At 58.7% G+C, this 22670-nt stretch carries 22 protein-coding genes; 12 read left to right on the plus strand and 10 right to left on the minus strand.

Features of this window, described 5'->3' with window-relative positions; all coding sequences use genetic code 11:
• The first annotated feature begins 51 nt into the window (after positions 1-51).
• A complete protein-coding gene (locus HKK52_RS13810) occupies positions 52-2247 on the plus strand; it encodes a hypothetical protein (protein WP_169371284.1) in 2196 nt (731 codons plus the stop codon).
• Between the two features lie 352 nt (positions 2248-2599).
• Here HKK52_RS13810 and HKK52_RS13815 read toward each other — a convergent pair whose 3' ends face one another.
• Complete coding sequence (locus tag HKK52_RS13815; RefSeq protein ID WP_133837346.1) at positions 2600-2905, minus strand: DUF2288 domain-containing protein; 306 nt, start codon at positions 2903-2905, stop codon at positions 2600-2602.
• A gap of 339 nt (positions 2906-3244) precedes the next feature.
• Between HKK52_RS13815 and HKK52_RS13820 the strand changes: the two genes are divergently transcribed.
• The 5 genes from HKK52_RS13820 to HKK52_RS13840 all read left to right on the plus strand — a co-directional run bounded on the left by HKK52_RS13820 (position 3245) and on the right by HKK52_RS13840 (position 8247).
• The gene (locus tag HKK52_RS13820; protein ID WP_169371285.1) at positions 3245-4372 is read left to right on the plus strand and encodes a branched-chain amino acid ABC transporter substrate-binding protein; all 1128 of its coding nucleotides are present in this window, start codon (positions 3245-3247) and stop codon (positions 4370-4372) included.
• A gap of 232 nt (positions 4373-4604) precedes the next feature.
• Complete coding sequence (gene livH, locus HKK52_RS13825; protein ID WP_169371286.1) at positions 4605-5528, plus strand: high-affinity branched-chain amino acid ABC transporter permease LivH; 924 nt, start codon at positions 4605-4607, stop codon at positions 5526-5528.
• Positions 5525-6781: a high-affinity branched-chain amino acid ABC transporter permease LivM gene (locus tag HKK52_RS13830; protein WP_169371287.1), complete on the plus strand. Its 1257-nt coding sequence runs from the start codon at positions 5525-5527 to the stop codon at positions 6779-6781. Before livH ends, HKK52_RS13830 begins: the two co-directional genes overlap by 4 nt.
• Positions 6778-7545 carry a high-affinity branched-chain amino acid ABC transporter ATP-binding protein LivG gene (livG, locus tag HKK52_RS13835; protein WP_169371288.1) on the plus strand — a complete coding sequence of 256 codons (768 nt, stop codon included), beginning with the start codon at positions 6778-6780 and terminating at the stop codon, positions 7543-7545. The genes HKK52_RS13830 and livG overlap by 4 nt, the downstream gene beginning before the upstream one ends.
• Positions 7546-8247, plus strand: coding sequence for an ABC transporter ATP-binding protein (locus HKK52_RS13840; RefSeq protein WP_059407957.1), 702 nt, complete (start codon positions 7546-7548; stop codon positions 8245-8247).
• Positions 8248-8307: 60 nt separating this feature from the next.
• On the opposite strand, the gene acpP is transcribed toward HKK52_RS13840, so the two are convergent.
• From acpP to HKK52_RS13875, 7 genes are all read right to left on the minus strand, one after another.
• Positions 8308-8547: an acyl carrier protein gene (acpP, locus tag HKK52_RS13845; RefSeq protein ID WP_169371289.1), complete on the minus strand. Its 240-nt coding sequence runs from the start codon at positions 8545-8547 to the stop codon at positions 8308-8310.
• The gene (locus HKK52_RS13850; RefSeq protein ID WP_169371290.1) at positions 8535-8810 is read right to left on the minus strand and encodes a hypothetical protein; all 276 of its coding nucleotides are present in this window, start codon (positions 8808-8810) and stop codon (positions 8535-8537) included. The genes acpP and HKK52_RS13850 overlap by 13 nt, the downstream gene beginning before the upstream one ends.
• A 235-nt stretch (positions 8811-9045) precedes the next feature.
• Entirely contained in the window at positions 9046-10284 is a 1239-nt protein-coding gene (locus tag HKK52_RS13855; RefSeq protein ID WP_169371291.1) for a DUF2599 domain-containing protein, read from the minus strand.
• Positions 10285-10318: 34 nt separating this feature from the next.
• Positions 10319-11716 (minus strand): DUF2599 domain-containing protein, encoded by a 1398-nt coding sequence (locus HKK52_RS13860; RefSeq protein ID WP_169371292.1) that lies wholly within the window; start codon positions 11714-11716, stop codon positions 10319-10321.
• A gap of 175 nt (positions 11717-11891) precedes the next feature.
• On the minus strand, positions 11892-12131 hold the full coding sequence (locus tag HKK52_RS13865; RefSeq protein ID WP_169371293.1) for an acyl carrier protein: 240 nt from the start codon (positions 12129-12131) through the stop codon (positions 11892-11894).
• Between the two features lie 228 nt (positions 12132-12359).
• Positions 12360-13667: an MFS transporter gene (locus HKK52_RS13870; RefSeq protein ID WP_169371294.1), complete on the minus strand. Its 1308-nt coding sequence runs from the start codon at positions 13665-13667 to the stop codon at positions 12360-12362.
• A gap of 169 nt (positions 13668-13836) precedes the next feature.
• Positions 13837-14751, minus strand: a complete 915-nt coding sequence (locus HKK52_RS13875) for a LysR family transcriptional regulator (RefSeq protein WP_169371295.1) — start codon at positions 14749-14751, stop codon at positions 13837-13839.
• A 105-nt stretch (positions 14752-14856) separates the two neighbouring features.
• Here HKK52_RS13875 and HKK52_RS13880 point away from each other — a divergent pair, with 105 nt between their 5' ends.
• The 3 genes from HKK52_RS13880 (at position 14857) to HKK52_RS13890 (ending at position 17901) form a co-directional block, all read left to right on the plus strand.
• Positions 14857-15456, plus strand: a complete 600-nt coding sequence (locus HKK52_RS13880) for a short chain dehydrogenase (protein WP_169371296.1) — start codon at positions 14857-14859, stop codon at positions 15454-15456.
• Positions 15457-15539: 83 nt separating this feature from the next.
• Positions 15540-16193, plus strand: a complete 654-nt coding sequence (locus tag HKK52_RS13885) for a COG3650 family protein (protein WP_169371297.1) — start codon at positions 15540-15542, stop codon at positions 16191-16193.
• A gap of 94 nt (positions 16194-16287) precedes the next feature.
• On the plus strand, positions 16288-17901 hold the full coding sequence (locus HKK52_RS13890; RefSeq protein WP_169371298.1) for an NAD(P)/FAD-dependent oxidoreductase: 1614 nt from the start codon (positions 16288-16290) through the stop codon (positions 17899-17901).
• A 126-nt stretch (positions 17902-18027) separates the two neighbouring features.
• Here HKK52_RS13890 and HKK52_RS13895 read toward each other — a convergent pair whose 3' ends face one another.
• The gene (locus HKK52_RS13895) at positions 18028-19122 is read right to left on the minus strand and encodes a PLP-dependent cysteine synthase family protein (protein WP_169371299.1); all 1095 of its coding nucleotides are present in this window, start codon (positions 19120-19122) and stop codon (positions 18028-18030) included.
• A gap of 250 nt (positions 19123-19372) precedes the next feature.
• Here HKK52_RS13895 and nhaA point away from each other — a divergent pair, with 250 nt between their 5' ends.
• From nhaA to HKK52_RS13910, 3 genes are all read left to right on the plus strand, one after another.
• A complete protein-coding gene (gene nhaA, locus HKK52_RS13900) occupies positions 19373-20560 on the plus strand; it encodes a Na+/H+ antiporter NhaA (RefSeq protein WP_169371300.1) in 1188 nt (395 codons plus the stop codon).
• Positions 20561-20681: 121 nt separating this feature from the next.
• Positions 20682-21857 (plus strand): colicin E3/pyocin S6 family cytotoxin, encoded by a 1176-nt coding sequence (locus tag HKK52_RS13905; protein WP_169371301.1) that lies wholly within the window; start codon positions 20682-20684, stop codon positions 21855-21857.
• Positions 21854-22084 (plus strand): DUF7683 domain-containing protein, encoded by a 231-nt coding sequence (locus tag HKK52_RS13910; RefSeq protein WP_169371302.1) that lies wholly within the window; start codon positions 21854-21856, stop codon positions 22082-22084. The genes HKK52_RS13905 and HKK52_RS13910 overlap by 4 nt, the downstream gene beginning before the upstream one ends.
• A 107-nt stretch (positions 22085-22191) precedes the next feature.
• Here the strand turns inward: HKK52_RS13910 and HKK52_RS13915 are convergent, their stop codons facing one another.
• Complete coding sequence (locus tag HKK52_RS13915; protein ID WP_133837333.1) at positions 22192-22656, minus strand: glycine zipper 2TM domain-containing protein; 465 nt, start codon at positions 22654-22656, stop codon at positions 22192-22194.
• Between the last annotated feature and the right edge of the window lie 14 nt (positions 22657-22670).

Genomic DNA, 22670 nt, shown 5'->3' on the forward strand with positions numbered 1-22670 from the left:
GTTCGATGACGCCTTGTCGTCGAGCCAACCAGTCCAGGTACATGGCGCACAATGACCTCTAAAAACAACCCGGCCACTGCGGTATCCGACCTGACGTTGAGCCCGGCGGCCAACAGCCCTTCAGCGTCGAAGCCATTGATCCCGTCGCGCCCGCTGGCGACCCAGCAGTACCTGTACTTCACCGAAACCAATACCGACCGCATCCTCGATAACCTCGACGGCCTGCGCGACATGGTGTTCCCGCGCCCACCGCATCTGGAAGGCGACAGCGAACAGCACAGCGAGCAGGAATTCCCCTCGGTGTGCCTGATCGGCCTCGGCCGCTGTGGTTCGAACATCGCGCTGGACGTCGCCGAACTGGTGTACAACGCGCGCAAGTTCTACCTCAACGAATTCAACAACGAAGATCGCCTGTCGCCGGACAAACGCTACGCCGAAAAAGGCTACAGCCCGGCCCAGTGGATTCGTAACAACCTGCGCCTGGGGCCGAACAAGGCCACCAAACCGGTGTTCCTGGTCGAACCATTGGTGATGCTCGGCGACCTGGACAAGGACATCGCCGGGCGCATCCGCTTCTCGCGCAAGGGCGAAAAAAGCGGCTTCCTGCGCGACTACAGCAAAATGAAAATCATGGACTTGTCGGAAGTCCACGCCGGTGGCGCCGGTAACGCGCCGATCCTCGGCCAGTACCTGGCCAAGATCATCCTGAACAAGGACACCCAGCGTTTCTCCAGCCCTGATTGGAAGATGATTCACTCGTACCTGATCGACAGCTGCGGGATCAAGGCCAACCAGTCGCGCCTGTATTTCTCGATCTTCAGTGCCGGCGGCGGTACCGGTTCGGGCATGGCCTCGGAATTCGGCCTGGCCCAGCAGCACTCGTACATGAACAAGACGTTCGACACCAAGCCGATGGACGAGCACGACAGCAAAAGCGGCCACGCCTTTGTCTTCGAGCCGATCTTCACCAGCGGCATTTGCGTGCTGCCGAACATTTCCGACCACCGCAGCGAAATGTCCGAGGCGCTGCACATCAACGCCGGGCGCCTGCTGTGCAAATACCTGTCGGAGGAATGGGACTTTTCGTACAACTTCGACAATGAAGACAGCAGCGAAGCCAGCGTCATGGGGCGTATTCGCCCATGGAACGCGATGATGCTGATCTCCAACGACATCATGCGTTACGCCGAAGAGAGCGATGACGGCAACATCCAGAACATCGACGTCAATGCGATGGAAAAGCACGCCAACCAATACATCTCGCAGCAGATCTTCAACATTCTGACGGCGCAAGCGGTCACGACTGACTACGACCAGAACTATTTCCGTCGCGCCGGCATCGACATCGGCGAAACCATTCGCCTGGACGCCAACGACCTGTTCATGAGCCTGGCCGGCCCGGTGGCGATTGCCTACGCCGAGTCCGTGGTGCCGGAAACACCAGCGCCGAGCAGCGACAAATTCAAGGTGTTCGATAAAGAGCCGCAGCGCCTGAACATCGACGACCTGTTCTTCCGCTCCATTGACCTTCCGCACTTCAACAAGGTCACCCAGGCCATCGAAGGCATCAGCCTGTTGCCGATCGAGTCCAAGCGCTACCGCGCGTCGCTGGAGCAGTACAAGAATTCCGGTTATGACGCGGCCGCGTTGCACGACCTGCACTTCTTCAAGAATTGCTCGTCGGTGGTGTCGATCGTGTCGTTGCCCAAGGACTACAAGCTGTCCTACATGGACCTCAACCGCTTGAAGACCCACCTCAACAGCCTGTTTCCGAACACCACGCTCAAGCGTTACGCGCTGGTGATCGGCGCCTCGGCCAACTTGTCGCTGACCACCCTGATCGCCAAGAGCCCGTGTCTGTCGGACGACTTCCTGACCCTGATCGTGGCCTTCATCAAGCGCTGCTTCGCGAAGAACCCGTACCGTTTCGACGAGACTCTGGACAACTCGATCCTCGACTTCATCATCCATGAAGACTTTGACGAAGACCTGATCGACGACTTGCTCAACGAGTTCGAGAACCCGGCGAAGATCCTCGATACCAACTGGTACGCGATCAAGCCGATGTACGAGAAGAAATACCGCGAGCTGATCAACGACAAAGACAAGTTTGTCTCGATCAACGACATTCGTTTGTCGCGCGATTGCGTGAAGAAAGCGATCAAGTACCTGCGCGAGATTTACCGTCACCGGATTGGCAAGACCAAGGTTATTTCCCTTAATAACCACACTGGTAAAACCGCTTAACGGGGAATGCCCGAAAAGATCGCAGCCTTCGGCAGTGCCTACAGAGGTCAGATCGTTCCCACGCTCTGCGTGGGAATGCCTCCACGGACGCTCCGCGTTCGGCTTCTGATGGGACGCGGAGCGTCCAGGGCTGCATTCCCACGCGGAGCGTGGGAACGATCGCAGACCGTGGGAACGATCACATCCAGAAACAATTAAGCAGCCGTCAGGCTGCTCACTAAACTGTTCCCGTTACGTTTACGTCACCCTCGCCAAGACCCTCCTGTGGCCTTTCTCTACGGCAACATGCCATCACGCTACTCGCCTACACACTTTTAGCCCGCCGAGCTGCGCACTCTTTTAATGCGAGCCGTCAGCTCGTCGCCCTTTCCTGGATCAGAATCCACGGCGAAACCACCACTGCCCACAGCTCGGGATCGCGCTCGAAAAGATCCAGCGCCCGCGTTTCAGAGAGCTTGGCGAGGGTGTCGGCGGCCAGCCAGGCAGCCACTTTCTCGCCTTCATCCGTGGCCACGGCTTCGGCGGCGGCGATCAAATCCAGGCTGGGGTCGACCCACAATAGGGCACCCTTGGCAAAGAACGGTTCCAGTTCCTTCCAGGTAATAGATGCGGTCTCACCAAGCAGCTTGGCATAGAGGGTGCTAGGTTCTTGAGTCATGGGTCCTGTCCGGAAAAGAAATCGACGCGAATGATAACGTCGGTGGTCCGGCAGAAAAACCCGGAAGCAATTGAGTCATCGAATGAAAAGCGCAGGAAAGCCAAGGATTGCTGTGAATACAGCCTGAACCCCCGCCGCAATTCTGTATTTTTCTTTCAAAAAAGCGACACCCTCAGGTTTTGCCCCCTGGCGCCAGCTTCCCAGGCTAACAATCGGCGCTCTACACTGTACCGGTACAGTTGCCGGGGGCATTTTCCGGAGGATATCCAAGATATCTGACCCGGTTCTGCTGCTACGGCGCCAGGACTATAAAAACTACAACAGTAAGAGTGGAGCACTATGACTAAGGCTACTAAGCAGATTTCCAAACTGTTTGCCGCTATGGTTCTGGCCGGGGTTGCCAGCCATTCGTTCGCAGCTGACACCATCAAGATCGGTATCGCCGGCCCCAAGACCGGCCCGGTAGCCCAATACGGCGACATGCAGTTCAGCGGCGCCAAAATGGCCATTGAACAGATCAACGCCAAGGGCGGCGTCGACGGCAAGAAGCTCGAAGCCGTTGAATACGACGATGCCTGTGATCCGAAACAAGCGGTTGCTGTAGCGAACAAAGTCGTCAACGACGGCGTCAAGTTCGTGGTCGGTCACCTGTGCTCCAGCTCCACTCAACCGGCTTCGGACATTTACGAAGACGAAGGCGTGATCATGATCACTCCGGCTGCCACCAGCCCGGACATCACTTCCCGCGGTTACAAAATGATCTTCCGTACCATCGGTCTCGACAGCGCCCAGGGCCCTGCCGCCGGTAACTACATCGCTGATCACGTCAAACCGAAAATCGTTGCCGTTCTGCACGACAAACAGCAATACGGTGAAGGCATCGCGACTGCCGTTAAGCAGACCCTCGAGAAGAAAGGCACCAAGGTTGCCGTGTTCGAAGGCATCAACGCCGGCGACAAGGACTTCTCCTCGATCATCGCCAAGCTCAAGCAAGCCAACGTCGACTTCGTCTACTACGGCGGCTACCACCCGGAGCTGGGTCTGATCCTGCGTCAATCCCAGGAAAAAGGCCTGAAAGCCAAGTTCATGGGTCCGGAAGGCGTGGGTAACGACTCCATTTCGCAGATCGCCAAGGACGCTTCCGAAGGCCTGCTGGTGACCCTGCCGAAATCCTTCGACCAGGATCCGGCCAACATCGCCCTGGCTGACGCGTTCAAAGCCAAGAAAGAAGACCCGAGCGGTCCGTTCGTGTTCCCGGCCTACTCGGCTGTGACCGTGATTGCCGACGGTATCAAGGCTGCCAAGAGCGAAGACTCGGCCAAAGTGGCTGAAGCCATCCACGCCGGCACTTTCAAAACCCCTACCGGCGACCTGAGCTTCGACGCCAAGGGCGACCTGAAAGACTTCAAGTTCGTGGTTTACGAGTGGCACTTCGGCAAACCTAAAACTGAAGTTTCGCCTCAGTAAGGCGTTGCCTGACTGACTGCCAATAAAGCCCACGGCGTGCCGTGGGCTTTGTTTTACGAACGTATAGGGCCGCGCTGGCGTGATCCGCCAGTCTCCCCACCTGAAAATCTCAAAACCGTCATCAGCGGTTCGCTGGCAAACCTCGCGTTCGAAGTGGATGCAGATCCACGGGGCTCGAGCGGGAAAATGACTCCACCAGTGAAATGCGTATCAGGTTTTTAGGAGCGCTGTAATGCCTGACATCTATCACTTCTTCCAACAGCTGGTTAATGGTCTGACCATTGGCAGCACGTATGCCCTGATCGCCATCGGCTATACGATGGTTTACGGCATCATTGGAATGATCAACTTCGCCCATGGCGAGGTGTACATGATCGGCTCCTACGTGGCGTTCATCGCCATCGCGGGCCTGTCCATGATGGGACTCGACAGTGTTCCACTGTTGATGACCGCCGCTTTCCTCGCCACCATCGTCGTGACCAGTGCCTACGGTTACAGCATCGAACGGATCGCCTACCGCCCCTTGCGCGGCAGCAACCGTCTGATCCCGCTGATCTCCGCCATCGGCATGTCGATCTTCCTGCAGAACACGGTTCTGCTGGCGCAAGACTCCAAGGACAAATCCATCCCCAACCTGATCCCCGGCAACTTCTCCATCGGGCCAGGTGGCGCACATGAAGTGCTGATTTCCTACATGCAAATCGTGGTGTTCGTGGTGACCCTGGTCGCCATGCTCGGCCTGACGCTGTTCATCTCCCGCTCTCGCCTGGGCCGCGCCTGCCGCGCCTGTGCCGAAGACATCAAGATGGCCAACCTGCTGGGTATCAACACCAACAACATCATCGCCCTGACCTTCGTCATCGGTGCTGCGCTGGCGGCCATTGCGGCCGTGCTGCTGAGCATGCAATACGGCGTGATCAACCCGAACGCCGGTTTCCTCGTCGGCCTCAAGGCCTTCACCGCCGCGGTACTGGGCGGGATCGGCAGCATCCCCGGCGCCATGCTCGGCGGACTGGTGCTTGGCGTAGCGGAAGCCTTCGGTGCCGATATCTTCGGCGACCAGTACAAGGACGTTGTGGCGTTCGGTCTACTGGTTCTGGTGTTGTTGTTCCGGCCAACCGGCCTGCTGGGTCGTCCGGAGGTTGAGAAAGTATGACTAGGAATCTTAAACAGGCGTTGTTCAGCGCCTTGCTGGTGTGGGCCGTGGCCTACCCGGTACTCGGTCTGAAACTGACCATCGTCGGCATCAACCTCGAAGTCCATGGCACCAGCGATGCAACCCTGATCACCATCGCCGTGTGCTCGGTGCTGATGTTCCTGCGCGTGCTGTTCGACCAGCAGATCAGCTCGGCCTGGCGTTCCTCGCCGAACATGCCGCTGATTCCGGCCAAGGCCAGCAACTTCCTGACCCTGCCGACCACCCAGCGCTGGATCATCATTGCGTTGATCGCTGGCGCGCTGGTCTGGCCGTTCTTCGGCTCTCGCGGAGCGGTGGATATCGCGACGCTAGTGTTGATCTACGTGATGCTGGGCCTGGGCCTGAACATCGTGGTCGGCCTGGCCGGTCTGCTTGACCTCGGTTACGTCGGCTTCTACGCCGTCGGTGCCTACAGCTATGCGCTGCTGTCGCACTACTACGGTCTGAGCTTCTGGATCTGCCTGCCGATTGCCGGTCTGATGGCGGCCACTTTCGGCTTCCTGCTCGGTTTCCCGGTACTGCGCCTGCGCGGTGACTACCTGGCGATCGTGACCCTGGGCTTCGGCGAGATCATCCGTCTGTTCCTGCGTAACCTGACCAGCCTCACCGGTGGCCCGAACGGCATCAGCAACATCGAGAAGCCCACGTTCTTCGGCCTGACCTTCGAGCGTAAAGCGGCCGAAGGGATGCAGACCTTCCACGAGTACTTCGGCCTGCCATACAACTCGATCAACAAGGTGATTTTCCTCTACCTGGTTGCGTTGTTGCTGGCCCTGGGTGCGCTGTTTGTGATCAACCGCCTGCTGCGCATGCCGATCGGTCGCGCATGGGAAGCGTTGCGCGAAGACGAAATCGCCTGCCGTGCACTGGGTCTCAACCCTACGGTGATCAAGCTCTCGGCCTTCACCCTGGGTGCCAGTTTCGCCGGTTTTGCCGGCAGCTTCTTCGCTGCCCGCCAAGGCCTGGTGACCCCGGAATCCTTCACCTTCATCGAGTCGGCGATCATCCTCGCCATCGTCGTATTGGGTGGCATGGGCTCGCAACTGGGCGTGATCCTCGCGGCCGTGGTGATGATCCTGTTGCCGGAAATGATGCGTGAATTCAGTGAATACCGCATGTTGATGTTCGGCGCCTTGATGGTGCTGATGATGATCTGGCGTCCTCAAGGCCTGCTGCCCATGCAACGTCCTCACATGGAGCTGCGCAAATGAGCCGCGAGATCCTTAAAGTAGACAACTTGAGCATGCGCTTCGGCGGCTTGCTGGCGGTCAACGGCGTGGCCCTGACCGTGCACGAAAAACAGGTGGTTGCGTTGATCGGCCCGAACGGCGCCGGCAAGACCACCGTGTTCAACTGCCTGACCGGCTTCTACAAACCGAGCGGCGGCAGCATCCTGCTGGACGGCGAGCCGATTCAAGGTTTGCCCGGCCACAAGATCGCCCTCAAAGGCGTGGTACGGACCTTCCAGAACGTGCGGTTGTTCAAGGACATGACCGCGGTCGAGAACCTCTTGATCGCCCAGCACCGTCACCTGAACACCAACTTCCTGGCCGGTCTGTTCAAGACCCCTTCGTTCCGCAAAAGCGAACGCGAAGCCATGGAGTTTGCCGAGTACTGGCTGGACAAGGTCAACCTCACGGCCTTCGCCAACCGTCCGGCCGGCACCCTGGCCTACGGTCAGCAACGTCGCCTGGAAATCGCTCGCTGCATGATGACCCGTCCGCGGATCCTCATGCTCGACGAACCGGCCGCCGGCCTGAACCCGAAGGAAACCGAAGACCTGAAGGCGCTGATCAGCATGCTCCGCGAGGAGCACAACGTCACCGTGCTGCTGATCGAACACGACATGAAACTGGTCATGAGCATTTCCGACCACATCGTCGTGATCAACCAGGGCACCCCCCTGGCCAATGGCTCGCCCGAACAGATCCGCGACAATCCTGAAGTGATCAAAGCCTACCTGGGGGAAGCGTAAATGCTGCAATTCGAAAACGTTTCCACCTTCTACGGCAAGATCCAGGCCCTGCACAGCGTCAACGTGGAAATCCGCCAGGGCGAAATCGTCACCCTGATCGGTGCCAACGGCGCGGGTAAATCCACCCTGCTGATGACGCTGTGCGGTTCGCCGCAGGCCCACAGCGGCAGCATCAAATACATGGGTGAAGAACTCGTGGGGCAGACCTCGGCGCAGATCATGCGCAAGAGCATTGCCGTGGTGCCGGAAGGTCGTCGGGTGTTTGCCCGTCTGACCGTGGAAGAAAACCTCGCCATGGGCGGCTTCTTCACCGACAAGGGCGACTATCAGGAACAGATGGACAAGGTTCTCGGACTTTTCCCACGCCTGAAAGAGCGTTTTGCCCAACGCGGCGGCACCATGTCCGGCGGCGAACAGCAAATGCTCGCCATCGGCCGCGCGCTGATGAGCAAGCCCAAGCTGCTGCTGCTCGACGAGCCTTCTCTCGGCTTGGCGCCAATCATCATCCAGCAGATCTTCGACATCATCGAACAACTGCGCAAGGACGGTGTGACGGTGTTCCTGGTGGAGCAGAACGCCAACCAGGCGCTGAAAATTGCTGACCGTGCGTACGTGTTGGAAAACGGCCGGGTGGTGATGCAAGGGACTGGTGAGGCGCTGCTGACTGATCCGAAAGTGCGGGAAGCGTATTTGGGTGGTTGAAGTTTGGTGGTAAATAAAAAAACGGCCTTCGGGCCGTTTTTTTGGTTTGTACAATGTGATTTATGACTGAACATGGGACTTTGCATAGTCTATTACATGCTGGACGGTCGTAATTTTCTCAGCTACATCATCCGGAATTGCCATACCAAGCTCTTGTTCCAACGCCATGACCAGTTCAACTGCATCCAAAGAGTCCGCCCCTAGATCTTCAATAAAACGATTGGAATTCTTCATATCCTTGTCGTTCACGCCCAGACACTCACAAACTACTTTTCTTACACGTTCTTCTATACTTTCCATTTTCTCGCTCCTTGATCATCATTTTTCAAGCCAAGCGTCTCATTCGGACCAAGGAACCCGGCGACCTGCATCAAGTTATTCACGGCATGCAGAACACCGAGGTCTTGAAGGGTTGCCTTGTTGTTCAAAATCCGTCGAAGGCAGTAATACATCGTCAACTCGCCCAAGGCCGCGCTGCCATCCAGCATTCTCCGCTCAACAATGGTTTTCGATTTCACATGGATCATGGTTTCCAGATAATCATTCAAATCAACTTTGTTCATGATCTTGCTCTGCTCAGTAATCCGCCTGACTTTTAATGTATTAGTCGTTTGGGCGGTTTTCTACTTGCAGAAATAACAGGTACGGATAACTAATCACGATAAGTAACCCTAGGCTTATTCCAAACACTTCCCTCAAATATGTTCGCCAATTCCCTTGTGGGCGGGGTCTGTCGAGCGCCTTGCATTCGAAAAAAATGCCAGTCAGACGAACTGACTGGCATTGGCTTTCGAGCCGTTAGTAGGGATTGCAGTGTTGCGCTACAGCCGTGGCCTGGTCGACGTAGGGCCGCGCCGGTTCAAGGTTCCACTCGGGTTTGTTCCTGACAGGCTTGCCGTCAACGGTTGCCGCCAGGTGACAGACCATCTGCCGGCGCAGTGACCCGCCATTGATGCTGTGCTGCCGCCATTGCCCATCGTCTTTATGCTTGTTGTACAACTCGGCAAACATTCTGTCGGTCTGATCATCCTTGATCCCCCGGCCGCAGGCGGTAGGCACCACCGACAGCGACCAGGTGTTCGGCCCCAGTTTGGGATCGGGACGTTGTACCCATCTGCTTGATTCGATGTACTTGTCACAGAACTGTTGCGCGGGCGGCGGCGTGGTTTTCACGCAGGAGAAGGTGGCCTTGCTGACCGGGGTCCTGGGGAAGTCGATCTTGATAATGTTGCGATCCTTGCCAGTCTTGTTTTTATAGTCGCGCTGATTGGCCAGAGCATCGATCAAACCCCGTTGATCGCTGTAGAAAAACGCCAGGATGGGCAGTTCGTCGTCCTTGGGGTTACCCAGGCGCAGTTCGGTCTGGGTTTGAAACTCGCGGGTATTGATGACGCGCCGAGCCCCCATGAAATTGCGAAAGGCGTCCACCCGATCATTGCTGCTCATGGGATTGCGCATGTTGAAGCCGCATTGCAACTGGTCTTGCTTAACGTTGTTGTTGAACTTGGTGAAGTGCGCGACCCACGCATTCGGGCTCAGGATCGGCGGCGCCATCGCCTGGCAGACGCCCTCGGTCTGGGCCGTGTTCTTGTTGTTGCCACAGCCCCGGTCATCTCGAAAGTCGGTCCAGGCGTCGTTGGGAAACGCACAGTAGACGTGCACCGGCGTCTCGGGATCGCGAACCAGATCCCTCGGCGTAATGATGTAGCCGTTTTGCGTACTCATGCCCGGGTCTTCATAGCTGATGCCGTCGGCCCGCATATAGGACGCGGCAAAAGTGCCCAGTTCCTTGGCTTTCGGGCTTGGATTCCAGACATCCCACTGCTGCCCCTTGGCCGGATCGGCGCGGTGCGTGCCTCTGATCAACAACCCCGAACAGTCCGACGCGGGATCCTGCCGGCAACTGTCAACGGTGTTGCTGTACAACGTTTCAACCTTCTTCAGCGTCTCTTCGCATGACTCGGCATGGGCCCATGCCGTGTGCAAGAGCGGCGTAAACATCAGTAATGAAGCAATCCTGTGCAGACGTTTTTTCATGGCTTGCATCTCCTTGATTAGCCAAAACACACCGTCAACGCGGGACCGGGTTGCAACCGGCGGCCCGCGTGTCGCTGTCCGATAACGCAGGCCTGAAAGGTTCGAGATTCCAGGGCGTCTTGTTGCGGTAATTGACCAGCACGCAGCTCAATTGCTGGCGCATGCTGCCGGCGGAATGTTCGTTGTTTCGCCAGTTGCCATCCGCCCCCTTGAGGGCGAACAACTGGTCATAAAACACCCCGACCTGTTCGTTGGGCACGGCGCGCCCCGCCGCCGTGGGCACGATGCTCAAGCTCCATTCATCTTTGCGGGTACCGGGGTCGTAACGCTTGATCCAGGTGGCGGCAGCGATGTAGCTGGGTGCAGCAGGTGCAACCGGCTGGGCACCGCCAACCACCGTCAGGTCGATCGCCTGGTCAGCGGCGACATAGCTGAACCGCTGCTCCGCAGGCTGGGTGAAGTCCAGCCGCAGGATCGGCACGCTGTAGCCCTGGGCCTGGAGTTTCTTCTGGAAATTGCGCGCGCTGTTCAGGCCATTCTCCGGTTTGGGTGGCGCCTGGTCACCGCGAGTGGCGAAGTTCTGCGTGCTGTGGACGTTGTAGATGAAGGCATCGATGTATTTCATGTTGTCGCTGCCGTCGTTGGTGGCCGAGGCATTCTTCAACATGAACTCGTTGACCTGGCCGCTGAAGGCGAAGGGGTCTTTGTTGGTGGTGTTCGGCCGGGACTCGTGAACCCGGATCATGGCGTTCCAGTCGCTGGGTTTTTCCGCGTTCCAGGAGCACTGGCTGTATTGGATCGGTCCCTTCATCAGCCCGATATATTTCTGGGTCCATTGCTCGGCGGTGCTCACCCCGGCTTCCGCGCAGGTGCCGTAGGCCAACGCGCTATTGCGGTTGTTCACCACGCCTTGGGCTGTTCGCGGCGGCTCGCGGCTGTCGAAAAAGCCGCAGCCGTACCACTTACGCTCCGGCCCGGTCCCGCCATCGAAAGCGTAAATGCAGGTGAACCCCTGCTCCTTGACCGGCAGATTCAGGGCCGCCGCATCGGTGGGATTGCGCAGGATCAAACCTGCCGGGTGGATGAGGATCCGCGTGCTCAGGTCCTTGCGGATCCAGGAGTAGGAAGTCGCGCCGATCTTGACCGCGTAGGGGCTGTAATCCCAAGGGTTGAAAGGCCCGTCGTTGACCATGCGCAAGGTCACGCCGCTGCAATAGTAGAGACCCCGCGCGGCACCGGTATCGGGCTCCTGGCACACGTCCTTAAGGGTGTTGTAGTTGTGGTTGATGCGTTTAAGCGTATCCAGCGGATCAAGCAACGGCTGGGCGGCAACCGTACAGAACACCAAGGGCAACGTGCAGGCCAGGGCAAAGGATGAAAGCTTTAAAACCCACTGCAACATCACAATCGCGTGTGATTGATCGTCCGTCATGCGATACCGTCCTTGGCAAAGAGGCCTGGGAGATGGGCCGTACCGATGACTATAGAACACCCTTGGCCGCCCATTTAAAACTGTCAGAAATTACAGGTGGGCGCTGGATTACGACGAATGTTCGCTGCACTGAGGGAGTTGCGCTCACTGACGGACAGCTACTATCAATCAGTGCTTATTCCTTTTTGTGGACGGCTGCATAGTCTATCGCTCGCTGGACGGTCCATGTTACAACGGATTCCGTTTCCGAAATGCTCATTCCAAATTCGGCCTCCAATGCGTTGGCAATATCAGTTATATCAATGGAGTTTGCCCCTAGTTCGTAAAAATCAGCATCTCTTTTAATACGAGCCTTGTCTTTTATTTTCAATTGGGCAGCAATTATTTTTATGACACGTTCTTCTACGCTTTCCATCTTGTCTCTCCCTGATCATTTGTACAGTCTGGCTCACCGCCAAATACATCACCCGATTGACATCGTTTTTTAACACTTCACAAGAGCGTCTCATTAGTGCACGAAGCAGCAGATCCCTGGCTGCATGAAGGGTTACTCCTGATCTAACTCTCACTCAAGTCCAAAGGTAGTAGCCAGCGCAATGACTGACTACTGTCAGAAATATCAGTTTGTTATAACTATTCACGATTAGTAACGTTTATTTATTCCAAACGTTGCCATTTGGCGTTTGGTGGCTCGCTGCCCCATCAACATCAGCCCTCCTCCCAACAGCAGCAAACCCGCCGCCACAAAGATGTACCCCCCGTAGACATCCAGTCGAACGTCGAGATGCCCTTCCAGCTTTTGCGCAACATTGAGCGTCTGGGAGCAAGCCAGCGTCCCGGTCAGCGATGCAATCGCCAACACTGGTGTCAAGGTCGCGGACACACGTCCCATATAACCCGCCGGCACCGCATCCTGCAGCATCGGCCCCTGGACAATGGCAAATACCGAAAAGAACAACCCGCAACTGAACATGAGCGCCCATGCCAGGTAGAACGGTGGACTAAGCGAGTAACCCATGTAACTCAAGCCCATGCACAGGAGCGAAACGGTAAACGCCTGGCGATGGCTCAACGACCTCAACAACGGCTGTACCAACAACGCCGCTATCAATCCGCCGACGGGAAATGCCGCCAGGATCAGGCCATATTCATAAGCGCTCAGGCCCAATGTTTTAAAGGCATACAACGACAACGCGACGTTATTGACCCCCAGCGAAAAGCCGTACAACGCCACGCCAATCAACAAGGTTCGAATGGACGTGTGGCCCCATGAGAACCTCAGACCGGCCCACAACCCGGCCCAAAATAAAGGCCGCTCACGCTCCGGCACTGCCTTGTTGCGCAGCCCTCGGGTGGACGCGATGCACAGCGCCGAACCGGCGAAGGCCAACACATTGATCAGCAGTGCCCACAACGGTCCGACCACCACAAACAACGTCGGGCCCAAGGAAGCTGAAATGACCGAGATTCCGGTCAGGGAAAACATCGCCTTGGCGGAGGCTTCGACTCGACGGGCCGGCGGGATGACCATTTGCATGATGGCCTGGCGGGACGGGTTGAAAAACTGCGCGGCGACACTGTTCAGCAACAACAAGACCAGCACGCCCGAGAACACCTGCCTCTGATCGAGGTCGAACAGCGCGTAGACCACGATGAACATCAGGAAGTTGATCACCCTGATCCCGTCCGCCGCGAGCATGACATAGAGCGGGGTCATGCGATCGACCCAAGCCCCCGCCAGCGGCGCCACCAGCACCCGGGGAACGGCCGACGCCGCCACCGCCAGGCCGACGGCACTCGGTAAAAACGCACTGTCGCGAAACAGGTCGGTGACCAGCCAGACAATCACAGTGCTTTCGAAAACAAATTCGCCAAAGGAAGACAGGGCTTGCCCCAGCCACAACAGTGAAAAGTTTCTGCCGATGAAAAAATCTGCAAACTTGTTCTTCACTGCCAAGACACCATGATTTGCGTAAGCGCGTTCGAAAGACGCGAGGAACGGTTTATTGAAGGACCGCAGTTGCGTAAGCCCCCACTGTTAACACAACTGATCGCCCTCCAATACCCAACTTGGCAATGCGTCCCTACGGGGGATTTTGTATTTCAAGGTGGTGAGGGCGTTAGCGCTGGAGTCGGTCGAGGGCCTCGCCACTGCGTTTGAACCAGCCGACCAGGTAGTCCGCCAGCACTTGCGTACGCTTGGGCAATCCGCCCTGATACGGATGCACCAGGTACATCGGCATACGACGCGTCTGATAATCCCGCAGGAGCCAGCGCAATCGGCCGTCAGCCAATTCCGCTTGCAGCAGGTACGACGGCAATCGCGCAATACCGGCGCCGGCCAGTGCGGCTTTCTTCAGCAGGCTGTAATGGTTGCTGGCGAACGGCCCCGAGACACGCACCCGCAACAACTCGTGTTGCTGGTGATAGAGCCATTCTTCGCGGCCGCTGTAATGGCTGTTGAGCAGGCAACGGTGTTCGGTCAGCGCCTGTGGCGTCGTCGGTTCGCCATATTGCTCAAGGTAGGCCGGGCTGGCGCAGGTCATTTCATGCCAGGCCAGCAACGGTCGGGCCACCAGGCGTTCGTCATTGCCGACTTCGGAGCGCACCGCCAGGTCAAAACCGTCGCGGGACAAATCGCGGTAGCTGTTGCTCAGGTCCAGTTCGATCTGCACCTCGGGGTACTTGCCGGAAAACTCCAGAAGCAAGCCGTCGAAGAAGGTTTCCCCCAGCGACACCGGCACCGTCATACGCACAGGGCCGGCCATGTCGTCCTTCAATCGCGCCAATGCCTGACGCGCCCTCTCCACTTGGACTACAAGTGCCTGGGCTTGCGGCAACAGCGCCGCGCCCGCGGCCGTCAAACTCAGGCGGCGAGTGGTGCGTTGCAGCAGGACCACGGAAAACCGCGTCTCGAGCAGGCTGATGCGCTTGGACAGCTGGCCCTTGCTGCAGCCCAATTGCTGGGCCGCGAGGGTAAAACTCCCGGCTTCGATCAACACGGCGAACGCTGCCAGGTCATCCATTTCGCTCACGGATTGTTTCCATTAGAAAACCAAAGGTTGCCTATTAGCACGCTTATCACTAGGAAAATCCACTCTAGACTGAGCTCTCTTTCTACTCATTCGAGGCACGGCACGATGAAGATTCTTTTGATAGGCGCAGGCGGCACCATTGGTTCGGCGGTCGACAAAGAGCTGTCGCAACGTCACGAAGTCATCCGTATTGGCCGTAACAGCGGCGATTTCAATGTGGATATCAGCGACAGCGCGTCGATCCGCAAGCTGTTCGAACAAACCGGCAAGTTCGATGCGCTGGTGTGCGCCGCCGGTAACGTGACCTTCGCCCCGCTGGACGAAATGACCGCCGACAGCTTTGCCCTGGGCCTGAAAGACAAGCTGATGGGCCAGGTCAACCTGCTGCTGATCGGCCGCGAATTCGCCAACGACGGCGCCTCGTTCACCTTCACCACCGGCGTGCTAAGCCACGACCCGATTCGCAGCGGTGCCTCGGCTGCGCTGGTCAACGGCGCACTGGACAGCTTTGTGCGTGCCGCCGCTATCGAACTGCCTCGTGGTCTGCGGGTGAACTCGATCAGCCCGACTGTGCTGCTGGAAGCCATGGGCAGCTATGCGCCGTACTTCCGTGGCTACAAGCCGGTTCCTGCGGCGGATGTGGCGTTGGCCTACGCCAAAAGCGTGGAAGGCTTGCAGACCGGTCAGACCTTTCACGTCGGTTAAGCCCGATGCGATTGGCACATCGGCGGGGTTGTGATGAACGGTCAGGCTGCGTAACGTGGCGGCACTTGTCTGGAGAACCAAAGATGCGTGTTGCCCGTTCCCTCGTCCTCGTTGCCCTGCTTCCGTTGTTTGCCGCGTGCCAGTTGTTCGATGGCCCGCGGCAGAGCGCCTCCCATGTCGGCCAGACCCGCATGCAGGGCCAATTGACCGCGGCGGACGGCAAGCTGATGTTCCAGCCGTGCAATGAACAGCGCAGCCTGGAGGTCAACGACACGGGCGGCACCAGCGTCCTGCAAGAGGCCGCGAGCCTGGCCGATGACCAGGGCAAGTTGTTCGCCGACGTGCGTGGCCGCATCGATGGCAGCCGCCTCGATCTTGCGCAGTTGTACCGCGTCGAGCGCTCGGGCACGGCGTGCGACGATCCCAATTTCAAACTGCTGATCCTGCGCGCTGCCGGCCACGGGCCTGAGTGGAACGTCAAGGTCAGCGGCAAAGGCATGGCGATTGATCGTGCCGGCGAGCCGCCATTGGCGGTGCCCTATGTTGAAGAGCAACTGGGCGACGGTCGTTTCAACCTCAGCAGCGAAGCCAACGGCAAGCACATCGAACTGTGGGTCGCGCCCAATCGTTGCGTCGACAGCAGCACCGGCAGCATCCAGCACATGAGCGCCGAACTGCGGATCGACGGCCAGGTGCAGCGCGGCTGCGGGTATTTCGGCGGCTCACGTAACGACTGATCGTTTTTGCCTCACGGGACCGGCGTTTGGGGCTTATAATCGCCGCCTTCAAACGCCTTGGCGCAGTTGTGCGCCCCGCGAAACGGATCCCGTCATGTTACGAATCACCGAACTCAAGTTGCCGATCGACCATCCCGAAGAAGACCTGCGCCCTGCCATCGTGCAGCGCCTGGGCATCGCCAGTGATGACCTGCTCGACTTCACCTTGTTCAAGCGCAGCTACGATGCGCGCAAAAAATCCTCCGAACTGTGCTTCATCTACACCATCGACCTCACCGCCAAGGATGAGGCGGCGTTGCTGCACACGTTCGCCGATGACCGTAACGTCAACGTGGCGCCGGATGTCAGCTACAAAGTGGTCGGCCAGGCGCCGGCCGATCTGGCCCAGCGCCCGATCGTCGTCGGTTTCGGCCCGTGCGGGATCTTCGCCGGGCTGCTGCTGGCGCAAATGGGCTTCAAGCCGATCATCCTCGAACGCGGTACCGAAGTGCGCCAGCGCACCAAGGACACCTGGGGCCTGTGGCGCAAAAGCGTGCTCAACCCCGAATCCAACGTGCAGTTCGGTGAAGGCGGCGCGGGGACGTTCTCCGACGGCAAGCTCTACAGCCAGATCAAGGACCCGAAATTCATCGGCCGCAAGGTCTTGCATGAGTTCGTGAAGGCCGGCGCGCCGGAAGAAATCCTCTACGTCAGCAAACCGCACATCGGTACGTTTCGCCTGACTGGCGTCGTCGAGAACATGCGCGAGCAGATTCGTGCGCTGGGCGGCGAAGTGCGCTTCCAGCAGCGGGTTACCGACGTGTTGATCGAGGACGGCCAACTGGTCGGCGTCGAGTTGAATGGCGGCGAGCAGATCCATTCCAAACACGTGATCCTGGCCCTCGGCCACAGCGCCCGCGACACCTTCCGCATGCTCCACGGCCGTGGCGTGTTCATGGAAGCCAAGCCGTTTTCGGTGGGGTTCCGTATCGAACATCCGCAGTCGCTGATCGACCGCGCGCGCCTGGGCAAATACGCCGGCCACCCGAAACTCGGCGCCGCCGACTACAAACTGGTGCACCACGCCAAGAACGGCCGTTCGGTCTACAGCTTCTGCATGTGCCCGGGCGGCACCGTGGTGGCGGCGACCTCCGAGCCGGGTCGCGTGGTCACCAACGGCATGAGCCAGTACTCGCGTAACGAGCGCAACGCCAACTCCGGGATCGTCGTCGGCATTACCCCGGAAGTCGATTACCCGGGCGGACCGCTGGCCGGTATCGAGTTGCAGGAACGCCTGGAATCCCACGCCTTTGTGCTCGGCGGCAGCAACTACGAAGCACCGGCGCAACTGGTCGGCGACTTTATCGCCGGCAAGCCGTCCACCGAAGTGGGCAGCGTCGAACCGTCCTATAAGCCGGGTGTTTCCTTTGGTGATTTGGCCTTGGCCTTGCCGGCGTTTGCCATCGAAGCGATTCGTGAAGCCTTGCCGGCGTTCGAGAAGCAGATTCGGGGCTACTCGCTGCACGACGCGGTGTTGACCGGGATCGAGACGCGCACCTCGTCGCCGCTGCGGATTACCCGTAACGAGTCGATGCAGAGCTTGAATGTGAAGGGCCTGTTCCCGGCGGGTGAAGGCGCGGGTTATGCAGGAGGGATTTTGTCGGCGGGTGTCGATGGGATTCGGATTGCGGAAGCGGTAGCTCGCGACATCCTTGGCCTAGAAGCTTAAGCCTTAAGATGGCGATCGTTCCCTCGCTCCGCGTGGGAATGCAGCCAGGGACGCTCCGCGTCCCGAGAGCGGACGCAGAGCGTCCGGTGAGGCATTCCCACGCGGAGCGTGGGAACGATCATCGGGTCAGATGTTGGCGCGTAGTACGGTGGCCGGCAGCGGTTCGCCGCGTTCGACACTCGCCGCCACGGCATCGATCAAACCACTCAATTCATACCCTTGGCCCTTGAGCCAATCCTGGTCGTAATAGGTGGTGGCATAACGTTCGCCGCCGTCGCACAGGATCGCCACGATCGACCCCGACTCCCCCGCCGCCGCCATCTGCTGCGCCGCGATCAAGGCGCCAATCAGATTAGTGCCGCTCGACCCGCCCACGCGCCGACCCAGGCGCTGCGCCAGGTAATGCATGGCCGCCAGCGACAGCGCATCCGGCACCTTGACCATGGCATCGATCACCTTGGGCAGGAACGACGCTTCCACCCGTGGCCGGCCAATCCCTTCGATCCGCGAACCGCAGTCCAGACGCAGGCTCGCATCACCGGTCTGGTAGTAATCGAAGAACACCGAACGCTCGGCATCGGCGCACAACACGCGGGTGCAATGCTGGCGATAACGCACGTACCGGCCGAGGGTTGCGGTGGTACCGCCGGTGCCGGGGCTGGAAATCAGCCAGCTCGGCTCCGGGTGCTGCTCGAAGCGCATCTGTTGGAAGATCGATTCGGCGATGTTGTTGTTCGCCCGCCAGTCGGTGGCGCGTTCGGCGTATGTGAACTGGTCGATGAAATGGCCATCGTTTTCCCGGGCCAGGCGCTCGGACTCGGCGTAGATCTGGGTCGGATCGTCCACCAAGTGACTCTTGCCGCCGTAAAACGCGATTTGCGCGATCTTCTCTTTGGACGTGGTCGCCGGCATCACAGCAATGAACGGCAAGCCGAGCAAACGGGCGAAGTACGCTTCGGAAATCGCCGTCGAGCCGCTGGACGCCTCGATCACCGGCGCGCCGGGCTTGAGCCAGCCGTTACACAGCGCATAGAGAAACAGCGAACGGGCCAGACGATGTTTCAGGCTGCCGGTGGGGTGGCTGGACTCATCCTTGAAGTACAACTCGATGCCCGGCAGACCCGGCAGCGGCAAGGGAATCAGGTGGGTGTCGGCGCTGCGCTGGAAGTCGGCCTCGATGATCCGGATGGCTTCGCGGGCCCACTGTCGGGTGTCGCTCATGGTGGTGATCTCGTTGAATAGTCGGCCTTGTCGCAAGGCTCAGCCCCTAAGCTTAGGAAAAAACCTACACCACGCACAGATACAGCTGAGGTCCAATACGTCCGGCAACTGCTAGGCTCAGTCCTCGTTGGGCTTTGCAGCCGTTCGCGCTGTAACGGCATATAACAAAAAAGAATATAACTTTTGTTTTAACAACTAACGGTACGGGTTAGGGTGTGCCACCTTTTGAATTCATCGATGGAGAGCGACCTTGCCTCTGCGTAGCACGTTCACGCGTTTCTTTCAGTTGGAAGCTGCCAGCGGTCTGTTATTGATCGCCGCCGCAGCCCTGGCTCTGATCATCAACAACTCCTCGTTGTCGTGGCTCTATAACGGCTTGCTGGACACTCCCGTGGTGGCCCAGATCGGCGCGCTGAAAATCGCCAAGCCCCTGCTGCTGTGGATCAACGACGGCCTGATGGCGATGTTCTTCCTGCTGATCGGCCTGGAAGTGAAGCGCGAAGTTCTCGACGGCCAGCTGTCGAAACCCTCGCAAATCGTCCTGCCCGGCGCGGCGGCGATTGGCGGCATGGTGGTGCCGGCGCTGATCTACTGGTTCATCAACCGCGACGATCCGTCGGCGCTGGGTGGCTGGGCGATCCCGATGGCCACCGACATCGCCTTCGCCCTCGGCGTGCTGGCCTTGCTCGGCAAGCGGGTGCCGGTGTCGCTGAAGCTGTTCCTGATGACACTGGCGATCATCGATGACCTCGGCGCCATCATCGTTATCGCGATTTTCTACTCCGGCACATTGTCGACCTTGTCCCTGGCGCTGGCCGGGGCCTGCATCGTCGCGCTGATCGCGATGAACCGGCTCGGCGTGGTCAAGCTCGGGCCGTACATGATCATCGGGTTGATCCTGTGGGTGTGCGTACTGAAGAGCGGTGTCCATGCCACACTGGCTGGCGTAACCCTGGCCTTCTGCATTCCATTGCGCACCAAAAATGCCGAACCGTCGCCGCTGATGACCCTGGAACACGCGCTGCACCCGTGGGTGGCCTACGGCATCCTGCCACTGTTCGCCTTCGCCAACGCCGGCCTGTCCCTCAGCGGCGTGACCGTGGAAAGCTTCACCCACCACGTGCCGATGGGCATCGCCGTCGGCCTGCTGCTGGGCAAGACCCTGGGCGTGTTCGGCCTGACCTGGCTGGCGGTAAAAGCCGGCATCGCCGCCCTGCCCCAAGGCGCCAATTGGGGCCAGGTGCTGGGCGTGGCGATCCTCTGCGGTATCGGCTTCACCATGAGCCTGTTTGTCGGGTCCCTGGCGTTTGTGCCGGGCACCAGTGACTACGCCGGGATGGACCGGATGGGGATCTTGACCGGTTCGATTCTCGCGGCGTTGATTGGTTATGCGGTGACGGCGGCGGCGAGTCGCAAGCGTGTCGTGCTGCAATCCTGACTAACAGAGAACACTCCTAAGGACATTGAAGACTCGTCCTACAGCCACGATCAGCCACGTTCGTTAACGTCGCACAGCCCCTTTTGGGGGCTGTCGATGGACGAATTTTCAAGGACGATCAGTGGCTGGCAACAACGACATCCCCCGGGTTAAAAACCCGCCATCAGGTGATGGGCATCGCGTCTCTCACCGCTTCATGACCGCCACCGAACTGGCCAAGCGGGACGCTCGGCAAAGTGCCTACGAGGCCATGCTTGCCCGGCAAGACGCCTTCGAACGCAATCTTCCGCTCACCTCCTCCAAAGACGAACCCCCTCGCGCGGGCTGCGTCTTCGCCAAGTCCTGCAAGCTGCCGGACGCCATCATCGATTACGCCAACCCTTCGGGGATGGTGCCCACCGACAGCCTCAAGGATTACGGGGAAGTCGCCTGGCTGGGTGCTCGCGAGGTGGATGAAGCCGGGCTGCTGAATCTGGAGACGATCAGCGGCAACACACAGCCGCTCGACATCGGGCGACTCGCGTTACGCTTTCCGGCCATACCGGCAATCGGTGTGGCGGGTGCTACCGCATTGGCCGGTTTGGCCGCGCTGTTCTGGACGCCGAGCCTGGGCGATAGCGCGCTCTACACCGAAGAACAATTGCGCGCACTCAAGCAAGCGCGCACCCGTGTTCGGCTGAGAATCGAGCAACAGGCTGATGGCAGTCTCAAGGGTTACGCCTTCTACACCGGCAAGAACCGCGATTGGGAAATGGTCGACGTCGCGCAATTCGATTTGCGCGATAACAGGCAAGTGGCTGACCTCGGGGATGGCGTTGAGCTGATCTGGACCCCGGCGGTGGACGGTTCCGACATCCTCGGTATTCCCGCGCTCGAAGCCGCACCACAAGCCCCGCACATCTGGGTTTACCCGCCGACGAAAGCGGCGGATAGCATCATCGTGAACCCGGTTTATCCGCCTGAGTACAAGGATTTCATTCTTGTGTTTCCGGTGGGGTCGGGGGTGCGGCCGGTTTACATTGTTCTAAGTGTTCCGGGAGATAAGCAGTACCACCCAGCGCCACCAGCATTACCAGCTTTTCCAGATGTAAAACCTGCGCCGATGAAAACCTCCGTGCGGGGCGGCGGAAAAAAACGCAGACGCTGGAAAGATCTGTCAGGGAGAATTTATGAATGGGACTCACAACATGGCAAGGTTGAGTTGTACACGAAACAAGGAAAACATCTTGGAGAGTACGATCCGGAAACCGGAGAACAGACAAAGCCTGCCGATCCGGCTAGGAGAGTAGAAAAATGAAACATGTTATAGAAGTTTTCGATAGTCGGACTGAAGATCTGCTTCTTACCGTTGATGTCCCCGCCAGTCGAAGCGAAGCGTTGAGAGCGCTGATGAACTGGCAACAACCGGACGACGAATTCGACGGTTACGACTTGTCTCCAGAACAAATAAAGGTACTGGAAGACTGGACCGGAAAACCCCTTATGGGTGCAAATAAGATCGTACAACTGGTGTGCACAGAATGAATCGAGACTATCCAGCGGTAAGCCATGCAAGAAAGTAATTTTTCTACTCGCATAAAAAACCCCGACCAGTCACCTGATCGGGGTTTTCTTTTACCCTGCGCTTCCGCTTAGTGCGAAACGCGGCTAGTCCCATCAACCGTGGAAATCCGCACCCGCTCACCCACACGGAACACTTCATTCTCCTGAACCTGCTGCACATAGGCGCGCATGCTGCCGTCGTCTTCACGCACGGTAATTTCTACGCCTTGGGCACGCGTCAGGCCTTCTTCGGTAGCCGAACCAATCAGGCCACCGGCAACCGCACCGATGACCGCAGCAACGATGCTGCCGCGACCGCCACCGATGGCGCTGCCGCCAACACCACCCACTGCCGCACCGGCGATACCGCCGATTGGGGTCTTGGTGCCTTCGATTTTCACTGGGCGCAGGGATTCGATGGTGCCCATGCGAATCGTCTGCACGCGACGCGCTTCGTCACGGGAGTAGGAGTCACCGGTCAGGCTGGATTGGCAGCCGGTGAGCAACATCGCCATCGTGGAAAAGGAAGCAACCAGCAAAACAGACTTACGCATAGCATCAACTCCAA

Source organism: Pseudomonas sp. ADAK2 (assembly GCF_012935755.1).
Lineage (GTDB): Bacteria > Pseudomonadota > Gammaproteobacteria > Pseudomonadales > Pseudomonadaceae > Aquipseudomonas.